This window comes from Flavobacterium glaciei (assembly GCF_003350545.1).
Taxonomy (GTDB): Bacteria; Bacteroidota; Bacteroidia; order Flavobacteriales; family Flavobacteriaceae; genus Flavobacterium; species Flavobacterium glaciei.
Window position 1 is genome coordinate 50,492 of record NZ_QQBA01000010.1, and the last position, 20,090, is coordinate 70,581.

Here is a 20,090-nt window from a genome sequence, read left to right on the forward strand (position 1 = left end):
TATGAAAGCAGGAATTGTAGGATTACCTAATGTTGGAAAATCAACATTATTCAATTGTCTATCTAATGCAAAAGCACAAAGTGCAAATTTTCCTTTTTGTACTATCGAACCTAATATAGGTGTAGTAAACGTACCAGATTCTCGAATTGAAAAATTGGAAGAATTAGTAAAGCCAGAGCGCGTGCAAATGGCTACTGTTGATATCGTTGATATCGCAGGATTGGTAAAGGGAGCCAGTAAAGGGGAAGGCTTAGGGAATCAGTTTCTAGGAAACATTAGAGAATGTAATGCGATTATTCACGTTTTACGTTGTTTTGATAACGATAATATAGTTCACGTTGATGGAAATGTAAATCCTATTCGTGACAAAGAAACCATCGATATCGAGTTGCAGTTGAAAGATTTAGAAAATGTTGAAAAACGTTTGGAAAAAGTAAAACGTGCTGCTAAAACTGGAAATAAAGAAGCAATTGTTGAAGAAGCGTTGTTAAATAGAATTAGAGAGACTTTACTTCAAGCAAAATCAGCGAGAACTATAACGCCACAAAACAATGATGAAGAAGTTTTGATGGAAGGTTTTCAATTGATTACTGCAAAACCAGTATTGTATGTTTGTAACGTAGATGAAAATTCAGCTGTTAACGGAAATAAGTATGTAGATCAGGTTCGTGAAATGGTTAAGGATGAAGATGCTGAGGTTATCGTGCTTTCTGTAGGTGCTGAAGCAGATATTACGGAGTTAGAAAGTTACGAAGAGCGTCAGGTTTTCTTAGAAGACATGGGGCTAAGTGAGCCAGGTGCATCGGTGTTGATTCGAGCAGCTTACAAGTTATTGAAACAGCAAACTTATTTTACCGCAGGTGTCAAGGAAGTTCGTGCTTGGACCATTAATATAGGAGCAACTGCACCTCAAGCTGCGGGAGTTATTCATACTGATTTCGAGAAAGGATTTATTCGTGCCGAAGTTATTGCTTATGAGGATTTCGTTCATTACGGTTCAGAAGCTAAATGCAAAGAAGCCGGAAAATTTAAAGTAGAAGGAAAAGAATATATCGTGAAGGATGGTGATGTGATGCATTTTAGATTCAACGTTTAAATATACAGTCATAAAGCTGAAAGTCATAAAGTCGAAAGTTAGTAATAACTTTCGACTTTTTTTATGGACCTAATCTAGCTTGCCTTTGCAATCAGGGGTAGAAATCGATCTAGGAAAAATAAAATTTCGTTTTTTATTTTTAAGTAGTACTAAAGATATTGTGTCGCAAATAGTAAAAAGAGTTTTTGCCACAGATTGAAAGGATTAAAAGATTTTTAAAATTACACAACGAGTTAATCTGCGCTAATCTTTGAAATCTGTGGCAAAGAAATTTAGTGCTGTATTAAAATACGATATTAGATTTTAGTTTTTACACAGTTTTTCTGATCTGGGAATCTGTGGCTAATTATGTTGTTGCTATTTTATTTTCACTACTTTTAAGAAAAATTAATCGTCATGAAAATAATCGCTTTTGGCGCAAGCCCCAGCAAAAACTCTATCAATAAAAAATTAGCAACTTACGCAGCAACTCTTTTTGAAAATGCCGAAGTTGATGTTCTGGATTTAAATGAATTTCAGATGCCAATATTTACGGTTGATATTGAAAAGGAAATTGGCCAACATGAATTAGCTAAAGCATTTATGGCTAAAATTGCAACCGCGGATATTTTAGTAGTTTCCCTTGCAGAAAATAACGGGAATTTTTCTGTTGCTTTTAAAAATATATTTGATTGGTGCTCCAGAATTTCAGGAAAAGTTTTTCAAGAAAAACCCATGTTGTTAATGGCAACCTCTCCGGGTGCAAGAGGTGGAGCAAGCGTTTTAGAAATTGCTAAAAAAGCTTTTCCATTTTACGGTGGAAATATAAAAGCTGCTTTTTCATTGCCAAGTTTTGATGCTAATTTTGATGTAGAAAAAGGAAATATTTCCAATCCGGAATTGGACAGTCAGCTGAAAGAAATTATCAAGAATTTTTAATCTTTTTTCAATCCTTTATTTTTTCAATCTTTCAATAGAAAATGTCAATATTATTCTTGATAACTTTGATGGTTTCCTATTTTAAATTTTATCGAATTACACTACATTAGCACACTCGAGAGCTTTGCGCATAGTAAAGCCCGAACTGAACGAAGTTAAAATCCACAAATTCTACAATGTCCGAACAAAATCAATATACCGAAGATAATATTCGGTCACTCGACTGGAAAGAACACATTCGCATGCGTCCTGGAATGTACATCGGAAAACTGGGAGATGGTTCTTCAGCAGATGATGGTATTTATATTTTGGTCAAAGAAGTTCTCGATAACTGTATCGATGAATTTGCAATGGGCGCCGGAAAAACTATTGAGGTAACAATTAAGGACAAAACGGTTACTGTTCGGGATTATGGACGTGGTATTCCGTTAGGAAAAGTGGTTGACGTAGTGTCAAAAATGAATACTGGTGGGAAGTATGATTCAAAAGCTTTCCAGAAATCAGTGGGTCTAAACGGGGTAGGTACTAAAGCAGTCAATGCGCTGTCTAATTATTTCAGAGTGGAGTCTGTTCGAGATGAAAAACAAAAAGCAGCCGAATTCTCCGCTGGAAATTTAGTTCTCGAAGAAGACATTATAGAAACTACCAAACGAAAAGGTACTAAAGTTGTTTTTACTCCTGACGAAACCATTTTTAAGAATTACAAATTCCGTATGGAATATGTAATAAAGATGATTCAAAATTATTGTTATCTAAATAATGGTTTAACCATCATTTTTAATGGTGAAAAATACTATTCTGAAAACGGACTTAAAGATTTACTAGAAGCCACGATAAATGTTGAGGATTTAGAATATCCTATCATTCACTTAAAAGAGGGAGATATTGAGATTGCCTTAACACACAGCAAAACCCAATATTCTGAGGAGTATCATTCCTTTGTCAACGGACAGAATACCACACAAGGTGGTACGCACTTAGCAGCATACAGAGAAGCGATTGTAAAAACCATTCGGGAGTTTTATAATAAAAGTTTCGAAGCATCTGATGTCCGAAAATCGATAGTTACGGCCATTAGTATCAAAGTAATGGAGCCCGTTTTTGAGTCGCAAACCAAAACCAAATTGGGTTCTACAGATATGGGTTCAGAGCCTGGAATGCCATCGGTACGTACATTTGTAAATGATTTTGTGAAAACGAAATTAGATAATTATTTGCACAAGAATCCTGCGACAGCAGAGGCGCTGTTGCGAAAAATTCTTCAAGCCGAAAGAGAACGTAAAGAGCTTTCTGGTATTCGAAAATTAGCAACAGATCGCGCTAAAAAAGCGAATTTACACAACAAGAAATTAAGAGATTGTCGTGCGCATTTACCCGATACCAAAAACCCAAGAAATTTAGAAAGTACACTTTTTATCACAGAGGGAGATTCAGCTTCTGGGTCTATTACAAAATCTCGCGATGTAAATACGCAAGCAGTTTTTAGTTTGCGTGGTAAGCCTTTGAATTCATATGGAATGAGCAAGAAAATTGTGTATGAAAATGAAGAGTTCAACTTATTACAAGCCGCTTTAGATATAGAAGACGGACTGGAAAAATTGCGTTACAACAACATTGTAATCGCTACCGATGCCGATGTCGATGGAATGCACATTCGATTATTATTGATTACGTTTTTTCTTCAGTTTTTTCCTGAATTGATAAAAGAAGGACATTTGTACATTTTACAAACGCCATTGTTCAGGGTTCGAAACAAGAAAGAAACCATTTATTGTTATTCGGAGGAAGAACGAAAAGATGCCATCGAAAAACTAAAACCAAAACCAGAAATCACCCGATTCAAGGGATTAGGAGAAATTTCCCCGGATGAGTTCAAAAATTTCATTGGAGAAACCATTCGTTTGGATCCTATTATGATGGATAAAAACACTTCTATCGAGCAATTATTGTCTTTCTATATGGGAAAAAATACGCCAGACCGACAGGAATTTATTATCAAGAATTTGAAAGTGGAATTGGATGTAATTGAGAAAATTTAAATAGTTTATTAAAGGTAGCAAGTAGTTAATGCAAGATAATCTTAAAAATAAAATTTTATTTTCTCAAGTAGTTGCGCTATTGCAAAATGCCCGTCTACAGGTTTTACGCACCGTAAATTCAACAATGGTGTATACCTATTTTGAAATAGGAAGAATGATTGTCGAAGAAGAGCAAAACGGAAAAGAACGAGCTCAATACGGAAAGCAATTATTGAAAGGACTTTCGGAACAGTTGACAATTGAGTTTGGAAAAGGGTTTTCTGTGGCAAATTTAGAGAATATAAGAAAGTTTTATTTAGCTTACTCAATTTCCGAGACAGTGTCTAGGATTTTGCAGATTCATAATTCAGAGACAATGTTTAGGGATTTTGAGAATTCAAATTCGTCAACACTGGCTATGAATTCTAAAAATGAAATTATGCAATCGCTGATTTCGATTTTTAAATTGACATGGTCTCATTATTCATTCTTAATGCGAATTGACGATGAGCGAGAAAGACGTTTTTACGAAATAGAATCTGAGAAATACAACTGGAGTGTTCGGGAATTAAAACGACAATATGATTCAGCTCTTTATACACGATTGGCTTTAAGTCGAGATTTTGCAGGAGTCTTGAAACTGTCGGAACAAGGACAGATTATAGAGAAACCAAAAGACCTTATTAAAGACCCTTATATTTTAGAATTTTTGGGTTTACCAGAATTGCATCAGTATTCGGAATCGGAATTAGAGGAGGGAATTATTAATAAACTTGAACATTTTTTACTAGAATTAGGTCACGGATTTACTTTCGTAGCAAGACAAAACAGAATTACTTTCGATGATAAACATTTTCGAATCGATTTAGTTTTTTACAACAGAATTCTTAAATGTTTTGTTCTCATTGATTTAAAAATAGGAGAATTGAAACACCAAGATTTAGGACAAATGCAAATGTATGTCAATTATTACGACAGAGAAATGCGTTTGGAAGACGAAAATAAAACAATAGGAATTGTTCTTTGCCAAAACAAAAGTGATTTGGTTGTAGAATACACTTTACCAGAAAATAACGAGCAAATTTTTGCCAGTAAATACAAAACAATTCTGCCAAGCAGAGAGGATTTAATACAATTAATTTCGGAATCAATATAATGAAAGACGAAGAAGACGATAACATAGTACCAGAGGGTCAAGAAGAAGATAATACAAGTGGTGATGATGGTTTTGAAGATATAATTTCTTCTGGAGGCCAACATTTTTACGATAATCAAGAAGACGGAAACGATACCATTACCAAAGTTACGGGAATGTATAAAGACTGGTTTCTGGATTATGCTTCGTATGTAATTCTGGAGCGTGCAGTTCCGGCTATTGAAGACGGTTTTAAACCGGTGCAACGTCGTATCATGCACTCTTTGAAAGAATTAGACGATGGTCGTTATAATAAAGTGGCCAATGTTGTCGGGCACACCATGCAATATCATCCTCACGGAGATCAGAGTATTGGTGATGCCATGGTGCAAATTGGACAAAAAGATTTATTAATTGATTGCCAAGGTAACTGGGGGAACATCTTAACAGGTGATGGTGCTGCAGCATCTCGTTACATAGAGGCACGTTTATCAAAGTTTGCTTTGGAGGTTTTGTATTCTCCAAAAATTACTGATTGGGGCGTTTCTTATGATGGAAGACGTGCGGAACCGAACAATCTTCCAGTAAAGTTCCCGTTGCTTTTAGCTCAAGGAGCAGAGGGTATTGCGGTGGGTCTTTCGACCAAAGTTTTGCCACATAATTTTAATGAATTAATCGATTCTTCGATAAAAATATTAAAAGGGAAGCCTTTTACACTCTATCCAGATTTCATGACGCAAGGAATTGCTGATGTGTCCAATTATAATGATGGATTGCGTGGTGGACGTGTTCGAGTTCGTGCCAAAATAGGTCAACTGGACAAAAATACGTTGGTCATTACCCAAATTCCGTTTTCGACCAATACGACGACTTTGATTGACAGTATTTTGAAAGCGAATGAAAAAGGCAAAATCAAAATCAAGAAGATTGAAGACAATACTGCGGCAGAGGTAGAGATATTAATTCATCTTTTTCCAGGTGTTTCTCCAGATAAAACTATTGATGCACTATTTGCTTTTACGGCTTGTGAAACTTCGGTAGCGCCATTAGGTTGCGTGATTGAAGACAACAAACCGCTTTTTATAGGTGTGTCTGAAATGTTGAAAATTTCTACAAACCGAACCGTTGAATTGCTAAAAAGTGAACTCGAAATTCAGTTGGGTGAATTGGAAGAACAATGGCATTTTCTTTCTTTGGAACGTATTTTTATCGAAAATAAAATCTATCGTGACATTGAAGAAATGACGACTAGAGAAACGGTAATTAAGGCCGTTGATGATGGTTTGAAGCCACATACAAAACACTTGAAACGTGCTGTTACCGAAGAAGATATACTACGTTTGTTAGACATACGAATCATGCGTATTTCAAAATTTGACAGTAACAAGGCACAGGATAAAATCGAAGCGTTAGAAGGTGATATCGAACAAGTAAAACACAATCTAGAACATCTGATTGATTTTGCTATTGCCTATTTTACTAAACTAAAAGAGAAATACGGAAAAGGACGCGAACGACAAACGGAGCTTCGTATTTTTGATGATATCGAAGCGACGAAAGTAGTTTTAAGAAACACAAAATTATATGTAAATAGAGAAGAAGGATTTGTAGGTACTAGCTTGAAAAAAGACGAGTACGTTACAGACTGCTCTGATATTGATGATGTAATTGTTTTTCTTCGTGATGGAAAAATGATGATTACCAAAGTCGATGCAAAAACCTTTGTAGGTAAGGATATTATTCACATTGCTATTTTTGACAAAAGCGATAAGCGCACTATTTACAACATGATTTACCGCGATGGAAAATCAGGTCCTTCGTATATAAAACGATTCAATGTTTCAGGAGTTACCCGTGACAAAGCATACGATTTGACCAATGAAACTGCTGGTTCTCAAGTATTGTATTTTTCTTGTAATCCCAATGGGGAAGCTGAGGTAATTACCATATTATTGCGTCAGGTAGGCAGTGTCAAAAAATTGAAATTCGACATTGATTTTGCTAGTTTAGCGATAAAAGGACGTGCTTCTAAAGGAAATTTAGTAACCAAATATCCAATCAAAAAAATAGAATTAAAAGAGAAAGGAATTTCTACTTTATTACCAAGAAAAGTGTGGTTTGACGATACCGTTCAACGATTAAATGTTGATGCAAGAGGAGGATTATTAGGCGAGTTCAGGCCAAATGATAAAATCCTTGTTATAACGCAAGCTGGAAAACTAAAAGTAATCACACCAGAATTGTCAACTCATTTTGATGAAGATATGGTGGTTTTAGAAAAATGGATCCCTAAAAAACCAATTTCTGCGATTTACTATGATGGTGAAAAAGAGCGGTATTACATCAAACGTTTTTTAGTAGAAACAGAGAATAAAGAAGAAAGTTTTATCACGGAGCATCCTAATTCGCAATTAGAGATTGTTTCAACAGATTATCGCCCTGTAGCAGAATTGATTTTTACAAAAGTAAAAGGAGTTCAAAAAGAGGCTTTGACAGTCGACATAGAATCGTTTATTGCTGTAAAAGGATTCAAAGCCTTAGGAAATCAATTGACAACTGATAAGTTGAAACAAGTAAACCTACTAGAGCCTTTGCCGTATGAAATTCCTGTTGAGGTTATTCCTGAAGATTTAGAAGTAAAAGGAGAGACAGGTGCCGATGATTCTGATATTCAATTAGATGATGATGGACAGATTACTTTAAGTTTAGAATAAAAAATAAAAAAAAGCGCTTTTAGCGCTTTTTTTATGAAATATTATTTTTTCCTCTTTCTCATTTTCATATTGAGGAATTCTACCGCAAGGGAGAAAGCGATTGCAAAATACAAATACGCTTTTGGGACTGCACCCACAGTTTGTCCTGCCAATACTGCATCTGATAAGTGCATACTTTCAGTAATTAACATGAATCCGATTAAAATCAAAAAGGCTAAACCTAAAATCTGAATGGAAGGATTATTGTTAACAAATTTACCTACAGGCACAGCAAACAACATCATCACAATAACAGAAATGACTACGGCAGTAACCATTATATACAAAGCACCTTCTAGTCCGTTAGTCATTCCTACAGCGGTTAGAATACTGTCTACAGAGAAAATAAGATCAATCAATAAAATCTGAAAAATTACATTTCCAAATGATTTTGCCGCTGAGGTTTTTAACTCTAATTCCTCTTCGCCTTTAAGATCTACTTTCTCATGAATCTCTTTGGTACTTTTATAAATTAAAAAAATACCACCACTTAATAATATCAATGCTTGACCATTAAAATGACCGCTGAACCAACCCCAGTCAAAACTAAAAAGAGGTTCCTTCATTTTGATCAGTAATGTGATTCCAAATAATAATGCAATTCGCATAAACATAGCTAAAAACAAACCAATTTGAGTAGCTTTTTTGCGTTTCTCAGGAGGTAATTTGCCAGTAACAATCGATATGAATATAATATTGTCAATTCCTAAAATAATTTCAAGAAAAGTTAATGTTAACAGTGCAACCCAAGCATCGGGATTTAAAAATACTTCCATGTTTATTTAATTATAGTTTTTAATATTTAATCAGCAATCTTAGTAACTGTTCCTCTTTGCTTTGCATCAGAACCTACCATGCCAAACTCAAAGGTATAGGAATTTTTTGAGGTTGTCAAAATTTTCATACCAATAGCCTTTTCTTCTGCCATGTTTTTTGGGTGTAACTTCAGTAAAACATATTCGCAATCGTTAACCCATCGTATTGATGCAGTATCAGTTTTTCCTTCAAAAGTTTCTATTTCTATACTATCATTACGCTCAAAAACAGTTGTTTTCTTGACACCGTCAACTTCATATTCAAATTTGAATTTTCCGGTTTTAAAATCTTTACAATTGCGCTCTACATCATAGCATGACATTAGAAGCAGTAGTGGGAGAAGGAATACTATTTTTTTCATTTTTTTTTATTTTTTATTTTTTAGGACCTAATCCAGCTGTACGTTGCAACTCTCAATTCTAAAATCTTTTTTTCTAATGACAAAAAAGGAGCTTCCTTTGGTCGCTCTTTTTAGTCAAGAAAAAATAGCTTTAATCCTTATGGGTTTTCACTTCCATCTGGGGTAGGCATTATTGTATTTTAATATCATATTTGTCTAAAAGCCCTATAATTCCTACCGTCGAAAATTTTGCTTTTTTCATCGGATTATATTCGGGATCAATTTTAAAATTAGTTGCTTTTGAAAAATCGGCTCCGGCTAATTGCGTATTGTTAAAAATAGCACCGTCTAAAGTACTGTTGTCAAAAATAGCACTCGTAAGATTGGTCCCAACAAAGCTTGCTTCTCTTAACGAGCAAGAATTGAATTTTGTCTTTGGCATTTTTTTATTGATAAAAGAAGAATAATCCAAAACACATTCCTGAAAACTCACATTGAACAAGAAATCATCGCATTCCTCAAATTGAATACCCAGTAATTTACAGTTTTTAAAATGTACACTTTTCAAGCTAGTTCCGGATAATTTAGTCATGGCCAAATTACAATCAATGAACTCGCAATCCATAAATGTACTATTCGAGAAATCGCAATTAGAGAAATCGCAGTTTTTAAAAACGCATTCCTCAAATTCTCTATTGTTTACTTTTTTATCGATGTAAACGATTTTTTCAAATGTTTTTTGAATGTGAATGAGTTCTTCCATCAGTCGTTAAATAAACTTTTCATAATAAATTTTAAACCGGCATACATCAAATACATGGCGGCACCACAGGCAATAATACCAATTACTAAAACTAAATAATGCCACACGTTTTGCTTGTTCATAAAGGCATTATAAATCACGGTTGGCCCCAAAAATAGTAATGGTAATGCGCCTGCAAGATATTTTATTCCTTTTGATAATAGTTCTTTATTCGTTGCCATAATTTAATAATTAAAATTCATAATCCACACAATATCTTAAATATCTAATTTTACCTATCCATTCAGCAACAACATTATGTATTGGATGATTTTGGTATTTGTCTAATGTTTCAAACGATTCAAAGTAGGAGTGTAGAACGGCATCAAAGTTAGAGTATTCACTTTCAATATTAATTCCTACTCGAATTTCAACTATTTCAGGAATATCCTTTTTTAAACTTTCGAGTCTCTCTTTTAAAATGATTGCATTTTCGGTTTTGTTTTTGCCTTCTGCAAAATCTTTTAATTTCCACATTACTACATGGTGAATCATCGCTGTTTATTTGTTAAAATTATCAACCGCTTTCCTTACACTACCGTATTTTTTTAATAATTCGGCACCTTCGTCATAGGAAACAGAAATTTCTCCCATTATCATTTTCACACCGCGATCCACCAGTTTGCTGTTGCTGAGTTGCATGTCGACCATTTTATTACCTTTTACTTTACCCAGTTGAATCATTGTAGCCGTAGTAATCATATTCAGTACCAGTTTTTGTGCCGTTCCTGCTTTCATTCTGGAGCTTCCTGTTACAAATTCTGGTCCTACAACTACTTCAATAGGGAATTTTGCTGTTTGCGAAAGCGGACTTCCGGCATTGCAAGAAATACTTCCTGTGGTTATATTATTTTCGTTGCAAGTTTGTAATCCTCCAATAACATAAGGCGTTGTTCCCGAAGCTGCTATTCCTACAACAACATCATTTTCATTTATATCAAAAGCTTTCAAGTCAATCCAGGCTTGAGTAGCGTTATCTTCGGCATTTTCTACAGCGCGACGTATAGCGGTGTCACCACCGGCAATAATCCCAACTACTAAATCGAAAGGAACGCCAAAAGTTGGTGGACATTCTGAAGCATCAACAATTCCTAATCTTCCTGAGGTTCCTGCGCCAATGTAAAATAATCGACCGCCTAGTTTCATTTTAGTAACGATTTCAGTTACTAAATTTTCTATTTGCGGCAATGCTTTTTCTACGGCAAGCGGAACGGTTTTGTCTTCCTGATTGATATTAGACAACAATTTTTGAACCGACATTTTTTCTAAATGTTCGTACTTTGAGGATTGTTCGGTGGTTTTTGTGAATTCCATAATTATGTTTTTTTGGAGGGACAACTAGCGAGGTGTCCGTACATTTATTTCTTGCGTAAGGGATAGAAGTGGAAATCCTTTTTATCATGTAGCGTTAGCGAAATGAAAAAAGATTACCTCATCTTACTTTTATTTTAGCCGGAATTCGGTGAATTTCATTTGCAACGAATAGCCCGACCCTTGTGGTCACGCCCAAATTATAAATTTAAATAAAATACGCCAATGCAATTCCTATCACAATCATTGAAACCTTGGCAATATTGAACTTATGTCCTTCGCTGCTTTCGAAAATAATGGTCGATGAAATATGGAATAATATCCCTATAACTATGGCTGTGATTTCTGTATAATATACGTTTAATATTGGCAAATAATCAGACAAGATAGTTCCCAGTGGTGTCATCACTGCAAAGGTTATCATAAAGAAAAAAATTGCTTTTTTGTTCAGACTAGCATTAATAAAAAAGGTAGTCAAAATAATGGCTATAGGCAAGTGGTGGATGGCAATTCCTATTGCTAAATCCTTATGGTGGCTTACGGGAAATCCTTCCAGAAATGCATGTAAACAAAGACTGATGAATAATAACCACGGGATTTGTGTCATTATTTCGTGTCCGTGTACGTGACCGTGTTCTGCACCTTTAGAGAAAAACTCCAATATGATTTGGAACAAAATCCCCAGCATGATAAAAAGGCCAATGTTTGGGTTTGCATTTTCGTAAATTTCAGGTAATAAATGCATTACCGTTAAGGAAAGTAAAAAAGAACCACTAAATGCCAATAGCAATTTTAGGTTGCTTTTATTCTTTGGACGTATAATCAATGCTACGATGTAACCTATGATTACGGATAGTAATGGTAAAAGGTAATTCATGTTTCTTGCTTAACCGTTTATTTGTTTATTTGTTTAACCGTTAATCTGCTTCACGGTTTGTTTGTTTTTACGATTAACCCTTTAAACGATTAACCGATTAACCCAACAATTATTTAAAAATCATGATTAGTCGTTCACTTTCTGTTTTATGGAATTTTTTAAGTTTGTAGTCGCCGAAAATATCCAAAAGATAAATGCCAGCTTCTTCCATTAATTCCTCAAAATCTTTTAAAGTAAGTGCTTTTACTTTTTCGGTGAAATGAAATTTTTGACCTTTGTCTTCAAAGTCAATTTCTTTATAAATATGACCGTCTTTTAGATAGCGTTTGATGTAAAAATCGATTCCTTCGACCGTTTTTGTTTCTTCCGGTATAAGCGTTTCGATTACTTGAGTAACATTCATAAAGTCAATCACGGCAAAACCATATTCTGATAGGCTTTCTTTGATAGCTTTCAGCGTAGTGAGATTGTCTTCGTCATTTTCGAAATAACCAAAGCTTGTAAATAGATTGAAAATGGCATCAAATTTCTCTTCAAAAGGCTCACGCATATCGTGTACCTTGAAGTTAAGGGTTTTATTTGTGTTTTTATTGGCTTCAGCAATGCTGTTCTCCGATAAATCAGCTCCAAGAACTGTAAAACCTAACTGATTTAAATAGATAGAATGACGGCCTTTACCACACGCTAAATCTAATACTGTTGCATTTTCTGGAAGATTTAAGTAATGGGTAAGATTATCCATAAAAACCTGAGCTTCTCTATAATTTCTATCTTTGTAAAGGATGTGATAATAGGGAGTGTCAAACCAGGAAGTATACCAGTTTTCAGTTGATTTTAGATGGTTTTCTGTGGGAGGATTTTGTGCTGCAGACATTTATTCTTTTTCAATTAATTCTAATGATGCAAATTTAGTGTATTTTTGCCGAATATAACGATAACAATTCCCCCATTAGGGGTTAGAGTGGGCAAATGGAAAATAATTATAAAATGATTGCCAAAACCTTTTTTGGTTTTGAAGAAATATTAGCAAAAGAACTGCAAAACCTAGGTGCACAAAACGTGGAACAAGGAGTCAGAATGGTTAGTTTTAAGGGAGACAAAGGGTTTATGTACAAAGCAAATTTGTCTTTGCGTACGGCTTTGAAAATCCTTAAGCCTATTTATTTTTTCAAAGCCAATAACGAACAGGCATTGTATAAAGGTATTTCGAGTATGAATTGGTCAAAGTTACTGAACGCCAATCAGACTTTTGTGATTGATACTACTGTGCATTCAGAATATTTTAATCACTCTGAATTCGTTTCTCAAAAATGTAAAGATGCGATTGTGGATCAGTTCAGAGAAAGAACAGGGCAACGACCAAGTATTGATAAAGTACATCCTGATTTAAGAATCAACATTCATATCGATAAAGACCAAGTTTCAGTAGCGCTTGATACTTCAGGAAATGCATTGAATCAACGTGGGTACAGAACAGCAACCAATATTGCTCCTATAAACGAGGTTTTAGCAGCAGGAATTTTATTGCTTTCCGGTTGGGACGGTCAAACGGATTTTTTAGATCCAATGTGTGGATCAGGAACATTTTTAGCAGAAGCAGCTATGATTGCTTGTAATATTCCAGCAAATATAAACCGTAAGGAATTTGCTTTTGAAAAATGGAACGATTGGGACAATGATTTGTTTGATAATATTTCAGACAGTTTATTGAAACGCGTTCGTGAGTTTCATTATACCATAAAAGGTTATGATAAAGCACCAAGTGCAGTTCAGAAAGCCAAAGACAATATCAAAAATGCCAATCTCGACGAATATATTTCTATTGAAGAACAAAACTTTTTTGATACCGAAAAAACTTCAGAAGGTAAACTGCATATTGTTTTTAATCCGCCTTATGATGAGCGATTAGACATTCACATGGAAGAATTCTATAAAAATATAGGTGATACGTTGAAGAAAAATTATCCAGGAACAAATGCTTGGATGATTACAGCAAATCTGGAAGCACTGAAATATGTAGGATTAAAACCTTCGAGAAAAATCAAACTTTTTAATGCTGGTTTAGAAGCTCGTTTAGTAAAATACGAAATGTATGAAGGAAGTAAGAGAACAAAGTTTCAGGTAACAACTGATAGTGCTGAATAAGCAATATTCAATTTTTTACTTTTCGACCTTTGACTTTAAAACTTTAAGACTTAAAAAAATGACCAAATTACAAATACGTGCATTCCTTTACCAACTGGGATGTTTTGCAATATTATTTATTTCTGCCCGATATATAGTAGCACATTTTACTAATTTAACTGGTTTTTGGATTCCGTTAACCGCATTTGTTATAGGTACACTTTTGTCGCCTAAATTTCACGCGATAAAAACCAAAGACGGAGAGAAATTATTCATGAAATGGATTTTCATGAAGGGAATTAAGGAAATAGGATAGTTTAGAAATTAGGAATTACGAATTTAAAATTACGAAAACTAATAAATAGCTTTTATGAAAGAAAATATTATTCAGATTAAAAGCTATGCTTTTGCGGTTCGGATTGTTAAAGTTTATAAATACTTGTGCGAAGAGAAAAAAGAGTATGTTTTGAGTAAACAATTACTTCGTTCTGGTACATCTATAGCCGCAAATATTGAGGAAGCAATTGGCGGGCAAACTGAGAAAGACTTTTTTGCAAAACTAACAATTGCTTATAAAGAAGCCAGAGAAACTCATTACTGGATTAGATTATTAACCTATACGGATTATATTTCTAAAAAAGAAAATGAAAGTTTGTTATTTGATATAAACGAGTTATTAAAAATTATTGGCTCTATTCAAAAAACTTTACGTACTAAAAATCAATAAGATTTAATTACTGGTTTTCCACTCGTAATTCTCGTAATTCCTAATTCGTAATTACTTTTTCTCTACTTTTTTAGCAACCACAACAGGCTTTATTTTCTTCTTATAAATAGGAACAAAGTAAGTTACCGTATAATTGAATCCTACACCAAAGCTACCATCGTAAGTTCTGTTGAATCCGGGAATATATAAGTTAGAAAAATTTTCTGGTTCTTTATTGGTTACCAATCTGTTCAATCGAAGACTGAAGCCTACAAACACATTATCAAATACTTTGGCTTTTACTCCGGCCACAACTTCAATCCAACTCGCGGATAATCCATCAAATTTTTTACCAGAAGGAATTACAGGTACTTCTCCAAAATATGGATTCGCATTATAAATCCGATAACTGTTTAATTGCTGATTAAAAGTACTGAAACCGTAGCGCATACCTATAGAAATAATGTTTTCCATATCCAGCCAGTTTTCATAGGCATTATAATCAAAACCTGCTTTTATGTACGAACCCTTGGTGGTAAAATTAAGGCGATCATCATCTGTGGTTTTGTTTTCGTTTCCAATTTCGGCAGCCAAAAAATATTTTTTTGTCAATCGATAATCTCCTACTAACTCAATTCCTTTATAGTTTTCGTCATACAAAGCGCGAGTTAGTTTGTATAAATCGAGACCTACGCGTACGCCATATCGGTCTGTCTTTACGGGAATAGAATCGTTATTTTTTGCAGTTGGATTAATTTCAACTAATGGTAAAGGAGTTGCAGGAATAATCTTTTCTGTTTGGGTAGTTTTAGGATCACTTTTGACAGGAGTCGTTTCTTGAGCTTGAACAAAAGTTAACGACATGAGGAGACAAATACTAAAAAAAGATCTTAATGTGTGTTTCATTTTCGTTTTCTAAGTTACTTTTTTCAACCGATATAAATTTTATCCATTTTTCATCTGCAACGGCAGCATCAGTATGGATGTATGGATTTGTTGGGTTTAATGTAAATATTGTTTTGTATCCACATGCTCTTGACACAAATAATTCTTGAGTTGTGTAATCAAATTTTATGTTGTCTACGTTTACTAATGCTGGATTAACATTTCCAGAATTTAAAGTTAAACTATAACTGGTACTTGTTCCTACAGTTTTTAGTGGAATAGAAATAGCGTTTCCGTTTGTCAGATATTTAGCATTTCCAGTAGCCGTATTAAATACAATTCCCTCTTGCATTCCTTCACCAACTACTTTTAGATTTGTAACATTTTTTAAAACTGAAGGATTCAAAAAATCATAAAATTGTATTACTAATCGCGGGGTTGTGGGAGTATTTGCATCGCAAATGTCGTCTTTCTCACAACTGGAGAAAGTGAAAGCAAAAAACAATAAAAATAAAAATGTGTTTTTCATATAATGATATTCAATACTCAGTGTTTAGTTTTTAGTATTCAGTACTATGCGCACTGAATACTAAAAACTGCAGACCTACTACTATTTTCTTCTTTCCAAAAGTACAACATTTTCTACGTGATGCGTTTGCGGAAACATATCCACAGGACGAACACGAGTTACTTTGTATTTCTCATCCATTAAAGCTAAATCTCGCGCTTGTGTAGCCGAATTACAACTTACGTAAACTACTTTTTCAGGAGCAATTTTCATAATCTGTTCGATTACATCTTTGTGCATTCCGTCTCTTGGAGGATCTGTGATGATCACATCAGGATGACCGTGTTGAGCGATGAAATCATCATTAAAAACTACTTTCATATCTCCTACAAAGAACTCGCAATTAGTAATTTCATTGCGTACGGCATTAGCTTTAGCGTCTTTAATCGCATCAGGAACACTTTCTACACCAATTACTTTTTTTGCTTTTTTCGAAACAAACTGCGCAATCGTCCCAGTTCCGGTATATAAATCGTAAACAATTTCATTTCCTGTCAATCCAGCGAAATCGCGTGTTATTTTATACAATTCATACGCTTGGTCTGAATTGGTTTGGTAAAAAGATTTAGCATTAATGCTAAATTTTAAACCTTCCATTTCTTCTAAAATGTAATCACGACCTTTGTATAATTTAATATCAGTATCGTATAAAGTATCGTTCGCTTTATTGTTCACCACATATTGTAGCGAAGTAATTTGCGGAAATTTCTCGTAAAGATGATCTAGAATCAATTCTCTGTTGGCTTTGTCATTTTCGAAAAACTGAATCAAAACCATGATCTCACCAGTCGAAGCCGTACGCAACATCAAAGTTCTCAATAAACCTTCGTGTGCTCTTGGATTAAAGAAAGTCAGTCCATTTGCATTAGCAAAATCTCTCACTTCGTTTCTAATAGCATTAGAAGGATCTTCCTGCAAATGACATTTGTTGATATCTAGAATTTTATCCCACATTTTGGGAATGTGAAAACCAAGTGCGTTTTTGTTTCCTAAATCCTCAGTGCTTTCAATTTCTTTTTCGGTTAACCAACGGCTGTTCGAAAACGAAAATTCCATTTTGTTTCTGTAAAAAAACTGTTTTTCGGAACCTAAAATTGATTCAAATTCCGGAAGTTCTATTTTTCCGATACGTTGCAAATGATTTTTCACCTCATTTTGCTTGTAATACAACTGTTGGCTGTATTTCATATTCTGCCATTTACAACCTCCACAAACACCAAAGTGCTCGCAAATAGGTTCTACACGATGCTCTGAAAACTCATGAAAATGAACTGCTTTTCCCTCGTAATATGCTTTGCGCTTCTTGAAAGTTTGCACATCAACCACATCTCCCGGAACCACATTTGGGATAAAAACTACTTTTCCATCGGGAGCCTTTGCTACCGAAACGCCTTTTGCACCAGCATCAAGGACTTTTATTTGATGAAAGACAACTTTGTCTGTATTTTTCTTAGCCATAGCGCAAAAATAAGTGTTTGAATGGTTTTATAAATTCAAATTGTGAAATATTTTCACTTTTAGGTGTTTTTATTTGATGCTATTTCTACTTTTCGCTGTAACTGCATTGCTGCACTAGCGAGCTTTAGTTAATAAATGTAAATACTTACTCATTTAAAATGGTTTTAGATGTGAATTTTTAAAATGTGAATTATGCAATTTTTTTGTTTAATTGAATAACATTTCGTTGTGATAGCATCAATACATTTGACATAACGAAATGATTAATATTATTTAATATAAACTTAAAACTATTCAACATGATGCAATTACCAAATATTAGCGCAACTTTTAAAAAGTCTTTATTATTAATTACACTTTTATTTTCTCAAAGTCTTATTTGGGCACAAGATAAAACAGTGGATGTAAACTTGAATCTAGATAAAGGAGGAAGTGACTGGTACGCAGAGCCATGGATTATGGTTGTAGGTGCTGCAGTTTTTATAATAATTATTGTTGCTCTTGTAAGAGGTAAAAGTAGTAACTAATTTCTACTGATGCTCCTCTAAGATAAGTAATTAATAAACCGGTATAAATTGACCTTCGATAAGGTTTAATTTATACTGGTTTTTTTATTTTTAATCATTTACAATAAATACTTAATTGTGGTATCCTATTGTTAGAGGTTATAGATTGTGCATGTTTATAGTGCTGTCATTTTATAAACTCAAATTGTGAAGTAGTATTGATTTCAAGTTTTTGTATTTTGGCCAATTCCTGCTTTAAATTACAAAGCTTCGTACCTTATGTAGCAACACTACTCCCGTAAAGGAGCTTCCGCAGGTGACTCTTTACCGAAAAGTGCCTCAAATCTTTCCTAACTGCGTGTTTTTTGATGCGAACAAAGTTCACTGAACATCACTATAAAAAATAAAAATTAAATGAAGTGTTCAGCTGAAGGAAATTGAAGTGGAGCATTAGATTTTTTTCTTCAGGGAAGATTTGAGAGAGGTTCAGTTATTATTTAATTTATGTAAAAATCATAGAATAAAATAATTATGTCCATATTAAGAACCAAATACTCTTTTTAAACGTATGTGAGTTGACATAAAATATTTAGTTTGATATTTTAAGTAAAAAACTTTGAGCATTAACAAGCATTAATGATTTGTGATGTTATTTATTATTATCAATTAAAAAACAGAAATTATTTAGTTTATGAAGTTGTATGAAAAATTATCCCATGTTGGTTTTCTTAAAAATAGTTATGCATTTAAATTTTTGTTTGTCGCATTCATAGGAATTCATATTCCGTTGATTGGGTTGTTGTTTTTTGTACTTTATGGCAGTAAAGCTATTTCAGCTGATACGATTTTAATTGTTGCCCTTATTTTAACTCTTGTGGCTACTGGTGCTACGTTGTTATTTTTAAAGCGCCTAATTAAGCCAATTGAAGTTGCCTCTAAAGCCTTGCACATGTATAGAAAAAATAGAATTGTTCCGTCATTACCATATAGTTTCTCCGATGAAGTGGGTTTGTTGATGCGTAATATTCAGGATTCAATTACGGAAAATGAAAATTTTATTACTGAAAAACAAGATTTAGTGTATTTACTTTCCCATGATTTAAGAAACTTTGTAGGTAACTCTAAATTGGGTGCATCACTTATTTTAGAGGAAGAACCTTCAGAAGCCATAACGGAATTGGCCCAGCTAATACTTGAGTCAACAGAACAACAATACATTTATATTGAAAATTTCATAAAGCTTCTGAAAGAGCAGGATCAAATTATAGAGAAAAAATCAAAAAATGAAACGATTCAGTTATTTGCTGTTTTTGCTGTTGTTTCAAAGCAATTGAATCAATTACTAAGTCATAAGAACATTAAATTAGATTTGTCGATTGAAGTTGAAAAGGCAATTCTAGATATTGATAAAATTTTATTGACAAGAGTATTAGTGAATTTGATTAATAATGCAATAAAATTCTCATTTCCGGATAATGAGATAAAAGTTCGTGTTTATGTTCAAGATGATAGGCTAATTTTTAAAATATCTGACAAAGGATTAGGTTTTGATCAAATGCAAAGCCAAGAACTATTCAGAAAATTCTCAAAAATGAGTAAGTTAGGAACAGCAAATGAGCCGTCAACAGGAATTGGGTTGTATCTGTGCAAAAAAATAATAGAAAAACACGATGGGCAAATTTTAGCAGAAAGTGAAGGAATTAATAAAGGCGCCACTTTTTCCATTATTTTTAAGAAATCTTAAAAATGCAAGAACTTTAAATTTTCGTTAAAAAAA

21 protein-coding genes are annotated in these 20,090 nt (G+C 33.8%); 10 read left to right on the forward strand and 11 right to left on the reverse strand.

The genetic code is table 11. From position 1 onward, the window contains the following. Position 1 precedes the first annotated feature (1 nt). From ychF to DFR66_RS09835, 5 genes are all read left to right on the forward strand, one after another. On the forward strand, positions 2 to 1,096 hold the full coding sequence (ychF, locus tag DFR66_RS09815; RefSeq protein WP_114754669.1) for a redox-regulated ATPase YchF: 1,095 nt from the start codon (positions 2 to 4) through the stop codon (positions 1,094 to 1,096). 396 nt (positions 1,097 to 1,492) lie between these two features. Beyond that, complete coding sequence (locus DFR66_RS09820) at positions 1,493 to 2,014, forward strand: NADPH-dependent FMN reductase (protein WP_114754670.1); 522 nt, start codon at positions 1,493 to 1,495, stop codon at positions 2,012 to 2,014. 176 nt (positions 2,015 to 2,190) lie between these two features. Next, positions 2,191 to 4,053 carry a DNA topoisomerase IV subunit B gene (locus tag DFR66_RS09825; RefSeq protein WP_114754671.1) on the forward strand — a complete coding sequence of 621 codons (1,863 nt, stop codon included), beginning with the start codon at positions 2,191 to 2,193 and terminating at the stop codon, positions 4,051 to 4,053. Between the two features lie 28 nt (positions 4,054 to 4,081). Continuing rightward, positions 4,082 to 5,188, forward strand: a complete 1,107-nt coding sequence (locus DFR66_RS09830; protein ID WP_114754672.1) for a PDDEXK nuclease domain-containing protein — start codon at positions 4,082 to 4,084, stop codon at positions 5,186 to 5,188. Further along, entirely contained in the window at positions 5,188 to 7,881 is a 2,694-nt protein-coding gene (locus tag DFR66_RS09835) for a DNA gyrase/topoisomerase IV subunit A (RefSeq protein WP_114754673.1), read from the forward strand. The genes DFR66_RS09830 and DFR66_RS09835 overlap by 1 nt, the downstream gene beginning before the upstream one ends. A gap of 41 nt (positions 7,882 to 7,922) precedes the next feature. On the opposite strand, the gene DFR66_RS09840 is transcribed toward DFR66_RS09835, so the two are convergent. From DFR66_RS09840 to DFR66_RS09875, 8 genes are all read right to left on the reverse strand, one after another. Then, a complete protein-coding gene (locus DFR66_RS09840; RefSeq protein WP_114754674.1) occupies positions 7,923 to 8,696 on the reverse strand; it encodes a TerC family protein in 774 nt (257 codons plus the stop codon). Between the two features lie 26 nt (positions 8,697 to 8,722). Further along, positions 8,723 to 9,097: a DNA topoisomerase IV gene (locus DFR66_RS09845; RefSeq protein ID WP_114754675.1), complete on the reverse strand. Its 375-nt coding sequence runs from the start codon at positions 9,095 to 9,097 to the stop codon at positions 8,723 to 8,725. Between the two features lie 169 nt (positions 9,098 to 9,266). Next, complete coding sequence (locus DFR66_RS09850) at positions 9,267 to 9,839, reverse strand: pentapeptide repeat-containing protein (protein WP_114754676.1); 573 nt, start codon at positions 9,837 to 9,839, stop codon at positions 9,267 to 9,269. Next, complete coding sequence (locus tag DFR66_RS09855; protein ID WP_114754677.1) at positions 9,839 to 10,060, reverse strand: DUF6095 family protein; 222 nt, start codon at positions 10,058 to 10,060, stop codon at positions 9,839 to 9,841. Before DFR66_RS09855 ends, DFR66_RS09850 begins: the two co-directional genes overlap by 1 nt. A gap of 10 nt (positions 10,061 to 10,070) precedes the next feature. Further along, positions 10,071 to 10,373 (reverse strand): Dabb family protein, encoded by a 303-nt coding sequence (locus tag DFR66_RS09860; protein ID WP_114754678.1) that lies wholly within the window; start codon positions 10,371 to 10,373, stop codon positions 10,071 to 10,073. Between the two features lie 6 nt (positions 10,374 to 10,379). Continuing rightward, positions 10,380 to 11,192: an N-acetylmuramic acid 6-phosphate etherase gene (gene murQ / locus DFR66_RS09865; protein WP_114754679.1), complete on the reverse strand. Its 813-nt coding sequence runs from the start codon at positions 11,190 to 11,192 to the stop codon at positions 10,380 to 10,382. Between the two features lie 205 nt (positions 11,193 to 11,397). Beyond that, positions 11,398 to 12,066: a ZIP family metal transporter gene (locus tag DFR66_RS09870; protein ID WP_114754680.1), complete on the reverse strand. Its 669-nt coding sequence runs from the start codon at positions 12,064 to 12,066 to the stop codon at positions 11,398 to 11,400. 109 nt (positions 12,067 to 12,175) lie between these two features. Next, entirely contained in the window at positions 12,176 to 12,940 is a 765-nt protein-coding gene (locus DFR66_RS09875) for a class I SAM-dependent methyltransferase (protein ID WP_114754681.1), read from the reverse strand. A 95-nt stretch (positions 12,941 to 13,035) separates the two neighbouring features. On the opposite strand from DFR66_RS09875, the gene DFR66_RS09880 reads away from it, so the two are divergent. The 3 genes from DFR66_RS09880 to DFR66_RS09890 are packed head-to-tail and all read left to right on the forward strand — an operon-like array spanning position 13,036 to position 14,917. After that, on the forward strand, positions 13,036 to 14,211 hold the full coding sequence (locus DFR66_RS09880) for a THUMP domain-containing class I SAM-dependent RNA methyltransferase (protein ID WP_114754682.1): 1,176 nt from the start codon (positions 13,036 to 13,038) through the stop codon (positions 14,209 to 14,211). A 58-nt stretch (positions 14,212 to 14,269) separates the two neighbouring features. Next, positions 14,270 to 14,506, forward strand: coding sequence for a hypothetical protein (locus DFR66_RS09885; protein ID WP_114754683.1), 237 nt, complete (start codon positions 14,270 to 14,272; stop codon positions 14,504 to 14,506). A gap of 54 nt (positions 14,507 to 14,560) precedes the next feature. After that, a complete protein-coding gene (locus DFR66_RS09890) occupies positions 14,561 to 14,917 on the forward strand; it encodes a four helix bundle protein (RefSeq protein ID WP_114754684.1) in 357 nt (118 codons plus the stop codon). Positions 14,918 to 14,968: 51 nt separating this feature from the next. Here the strand turns inward: DFR66_RS09890 and DFR66_RS09895 are convergent, their stop codons facing one another. The 3 genes from DFR66_RS09895 to rlmD form a co-directional block, all read right to left on the reverse strand. Beyond that, positions 14,969 to 15,760 (reverse strand): DUF6048 family protein, encoded by a 792-nt coding sequence (locus DFR66_RS09895; protein ID WP_242008660.1) that lies wholly within the window; start codon positions 15,758 to 15,760, stop codon positions 14,969 to 14,971. 13 nt (positions 15,761 to 15,773) lie between these two features. Further along, complete coding sequence (locus tag DFR66_RS09900) at positions 15,774 to 16,310, reverse strand: DUF6452 family protein (RefSeq protein ID WP_114754686.1); 537 nt, start codon at positions 16,308 to 16,310, stop codon at positions 15,774 to 15,776. An 81-nt stretch (positions 16,311 to 16,391) separates the two neighbouring features. Next, positions 16,392 to 17,807, reverse strand: coding sequence for a 23S rRNA (uracil(1939)-C(5))-methyltransferase RlmD (gene rlmD / locus DFR66_RS09905; RefSeq protein WP_114754687.1), 1,416 nt, complete (start codon positions 17,805 to 17,807; stop codon positions 16,392 to 16,394). Positions 17,808 to 18,106: 299 nt separating this feature from the next. On the opposite strand from rlmD, the gene DFR66_RS09910 reads away from it, so the two are divergent. Next, positions 18,107 to 18,334 carry a hypothetical protein gene (locus tag DFR66_RS09910; protein WP_114754688.1) on the forward strand — a complete coding sequence of 76 codons (228 nt, stop codon included), beginning with the start codon at positions 18,107 to 18,109 and terminating at the stop codon, positions 18,332 to 18,334. A gap of 670 nt (positions 18,335 to 19,004) precedes the next feature. Then, positions 19,005 to 20,057 (forward strand): sensor histidine kinase, encoded by a 1,053-nt coding sequence (locus DFR66_RS09915; protein WP_114754689.1) that lies wholly within the window; start codon positions 19,005 to 19,007, stop codon positions 20,055 to 20,057. The last annotated feature ends 33 nt before the right edge of the window (positions 20,058 to 20,090 follow it).